This window comes from Kitasatospora sp. NPDC001660, assembly GCF_053596725.1.
In genome coordinates this window covers 1-3745 of sequence record NZ_JBSFGU010000121.1, presented here as the reverse complement: position 1 = coordinate 3745, position 3745 = coordinate 1, and the positions used below count along the sequence as shown (strand labels likewise).

3 protein-coding genes and 1 pseudogene are annotated in these 3745 nt (G+C 68.4%); 1 reads left to right on the top strand and 3 read right to left on the bottom strand.

Features of this window, described 5'->3' with window-relative positions; translation table 11 throughout:
* Positions 1–75: 75 nt before the first annotated feature.
* Entirely contained in the window at positions 76–879 is an 804-nt protein-coding gene (locus ACWCXH_RS39715; protein WP_449806386.1) for a hypothetical protein, read from the bottom strand.
* A gap of 792 nt (positions 880–1671) precedes the next feature.
* Between ACWCXH_RS39715 and ACWCXH_RS39710 the strand changes: the two genes are divergently transcribed.
* Positions 1672–2127: a hypothetical protein gene (locus tag ACWCXH_RS39710; RefSeq protein WP_449806385.1), complete on the top strand. Its 456-nt coding sequence runs from the start codon at positions 1672–1674 to the stop codon at positions 2125–2127.
* Between the two features lie 66 nt (positions 2128–2193).
* On the opposite strand, the gene ACWCXH_RS39705 is transcribed toward ACWCXH_RS39710, so the two are convergent.
* Together ACWCXH_RS39705 and ACWCXH_RS39700 are read right to left on the bottom strand one after the other, a co-directional pair.
* A complete protein-coding gene (locus ACWCXH_RS39705; RefSeq protein ID WP_449806384.1) occupies positions 2194–3306 on the bottom strand; it encodes an integrase core domain-containing protein in 1113 nt (370 codons plus the stop codon).
* A 163-nt stretch (positions 3307–3469) separates the two neighbouring features.
* Positions 3470–3745: pseudogene (locus ACWCXH_RS39700) on the bottom strand (hypothetical protein); the annotation flags it as partial.

Here is a 3745-nt window from a genome sequence, read left to right as displayed (position 1 = left end):
GCAGAGAGCTCGACGTCGCTCAAGGTGCTCAGACCCAGTCCGTAGTCGGCGGAACTCACGGTCAAGGTGTTCTCCTCAGGTCTGGTCGCCCCGTGGCGGGCAGGTCGCCCGCACCAGGGGTGCGGCGGCTGCACGGGGCTGGGGGGAGGTCGGACGTGGCTCGGTTGTCGGCGAGGCGGGGCAGGTGCGGCGTTGCACCTGCCGGCTCCCGGGTGGACGGGCGCGGGGGCGCCCGGTCGCGGGGACGTGACGTCTGTCGATGCCCTCGGGCCTGCCTTGGCCCACGAAGCCTCCGCCGAGGATCACCACGTGCTGCGTCCGCGCCGTCCGCATGGCCTGCTGGATCGCGAACGCGTCGGCCAGCGTGCGCACGGTGCGGATCCGGTTGCTGATCACGGGCGTCCGCGGCAGCAGCCTGGCGTCGACGCCGCCGAGCCGCTGCTGCAGCCACACCGAGCATCCGGCGGCGACGGCCAGTTCGGTGCCGAGGATTCCGAGCCCCACCGATATCGGCTGCTGCCCGCCGGTGAAGGGCACGACCAGGTGGGCGGTGCCGATCTGCCAGACAAGCTGGTAGCGGAAAGTCATCCCGTGAGGCGCTCCGAAGATGAGTGCCGAGACGGCGATGGTCATGTGGGCCCCGTAGACCGTGCTCCGGTTGACACGGCGCTGGAAGTAGCGCATCCGTAGCGCGACGCCGAGGACGACGGTGGCCACCATCAGGACGTAGGAGATGATCGCGCAGAGCCGGGCGATCAGATGAACACCCATGTCGTAGAGCATCTGCCTGTCGTACGCGTCCAGTGGGGAGCCCGGAATCGGGGCTTCGGCCGCGGCGGGCCGGGCGAACAGCAGGACGATGCCGATGGCGAGCGCCATCGCCGAGCACGCCACAGCGAACACCCGCCACCGCACACCGGGGGTGTCGGACGGAGTAGCCGTGCCACGGGACGGCACTGTGTCAGAAGGCAAGGTCATGGGTGTTCTGAATCCAAGGGTCTTTTACGGCGAATCGCGGAAATGCCATTGCATGCCCCCTCGGTATGCCTCGGGGACGGTACAGACGGACTGCGAACCGAAGTCGGCCGGTTCTCGCGGCCGGCCCGGGCGGGCAGCACTGATCGTAGGGTTGCCCCTCGCCCGTAACCGGCCTGAACCAGATCCACTAATGAACCCATAAGGTTGCGCTGACGTGCACCTGGCCCGGTAAGGCGCCCAGGAGTCTCGGAAGGGCCGCGGCTCCTCACCTGCGGCGTCGGTGCCGGCGGCCAGGTGGCGGGGAGGTACTGCGGGATGACGGCGGCCAAGCCCTCGGCGGCGTCGGTCAGGTGGCACAGTTCGGTAGTGGTGGGGTCGCGGAGGGTGAGGGTGGCGCGTGCGGGGTGATAGTCGGTGGGAACGACTGCAGCGAGTTGGTTGAAGGGGACGCCGGTGATGAGGATCAAGGCTTCACGGAACTCCGACCAGAGCCAATCTCGCGGATCCTCATCACTCACCGGCCCCCGACCTGCGGCACCATCGGAAACCCACCGATCCGGCCGGGCGGGAAAACTCACCAGCCGCCCCGGGCTCGCGGGTGGTGACTCGCTGGAGCAGGCCGAGCGCCACCACCCGCCACATTCATTTCTCCCTGGGACATCAAGGTCTCCCGGGCATACCAGAGGAGCTGCGATGCCCCGCGAAATCACTGAGATCGTCGACGGCGAGACCCTGCTGACCGCCATGCTGGAAGTCGTCCCCGAGTGCGCGGGCCCGGTGTCGGAGCTGTCGCTGGAGTTCGACAACGACGGCCGCACCGAGCGCTTCGTCGACCCGTACGCGGTGCTGCGGGACGCCTTCGCCTTCCCGCTCTACCTGCCCGCGCTGCGCGCGGCCCAGCCGGACCCGGAGCTGCTCGCTAGGTGCTCCGAGCTCATCGAGGCCGGTCTGCAGAGCCCGGTCCTGCTGGTCCACCAGGCGATGTACTTCGAGGCCCTCGAGCCGCTGATGGACGGCTTCGACCTGCTGCGGGCCGCGATCCCGTGTATGGGCCCGACCGCCTACCACCAGACGGTGCGGATGCTGAAGGGCGTCAACGCGGACCTGGACCAGCTGGCCGACGTGCTGCGCCACGGCGAGGACCGTTGAGGGCGGCCTGGGGTCGCGAATGCAGTAGCCGCAGCACCCCTGCCCTGAAGGGTTTCAAAACTCCGATCAGGCCACTGATCTGGGCGTTTCCCTCGGCGACCGGGAAGGCGTGATCGATGCGGCGTGGTACTCGTTGAGCAGCCCGCCGAGTACTCGACGGCGCCGAATGGCAGTGGCAGGCAGCGGAATGACGTTGGGTGCGTCGCCCGGGGCCCTCAGCTCCAAACCGCGGTGGGCACGGCCGGTGTTGTAGTGCTCGGCGTACTCGGCGAGGACGGACCGCAGGTGCCGTTCGCCGGTGATGAGCAGTCGGTCGGTGCATTCGGCGCGCACTGTGCGTATCCACCGCTCCGCGAAGGCGTTCGAGTGCTGGCTCTGCGGCGGCGTCGGGATGACCTCTGTGTCGTTGCCGGCGAAGACGGCGTCGAAGGCGGCCGTGAACGTGAAATCGCGATCCCGGATGAGGAACCGGAAGCTCCCGGCTCTGTCTCCCAGGTCCCTCAGCAGATTCCGGGCGAGTTGCGCCACCCACTCGCCACTCGGATGGACGGTGACGCCGAGTACGTGGACGCGCCTGGTCTTGATCTCCATGACCAAGAAGACGTACAGACGTTTGAGGAACACGGTGTCCACGTGCATGAAGTCGCAGGCCAGGAGCGTGTGGGCCTGCGTGTGAAGGAAGGCGCGCCAGGTCTGTCGGGTGGCGCGCCGTGGTGCGGGCGGCAGGCCGGAGCGGTGCAGGATGCGGCGGATGGTGGCAGCGGCGACCCGGTGACCGAGCCGCCGGAGCTCACCCTGGATCCTGACGTACCCCCAGGTCGAATTCTCTGTGGCCAGGCGCTGAATGAGCGCGACGATCTCCTCGGAGAGTGGTGGTCGGCCGGGCCTGGCCGGTGGCCGGCGCCACTTCCAGCGCACCAGGCGCCGATGCCAGGCCAGCAGCGTGCCCGGAGTGACCAGCCGGTGTCGGCCCAAGGCGGACGGCATATGGCGCGCGAGAGCGGAGAGTACGGCGCGGTCTGCCCACGACATCCGCAGCCGCCCGACCTGGCGACGGAGTACAGCGACCTCGTGGCGTAGGGCGAGAATCTCGGCCTTGTTCGCGGCGGAGGAGCGGCCCAGCAGGACGAGCCAGCCAAACAGTCGGCAGAAGATCAAGTACAGCAGTCGTAGACCCACAAGCTGGGATCATGCCCGGGACACGGTGGCGCGCAAAACACGGTTACCGGCGGTAGGCTGCCGGGCCCTGAGAAGGCCCTGGGAGGCCGTCACCCTGTAGCGACCTCCGAGTATTTGCCCGTGCCAGGCTGCGGCATGGTGAAGCAACTGTCCGGTGCAGGGCTCAGGCCGGCCAGAGGGGAATCATCTCCGCGTCGGCGCAGCAGGCTGTGTCCTCGTTTTCGACGATCCGCTGGCAGTGTTCGCCCGTCCAGTCCGGCTCTCCGCGTTCGGGTTCGACCGTGGTGACCGTGTTGTCCTGGACGATCGGCTGCCACTCGTCGCCTTCCTCCTCGCCCACGGCGTCGATCACGCCGTTGAGGACGTGGTCGAAGGTGAAGTGCTCGAACCCGGGGTGGCCCTGGGCGCTGGCGGCGGGCTTGAGGAAGTGGTCGATGAG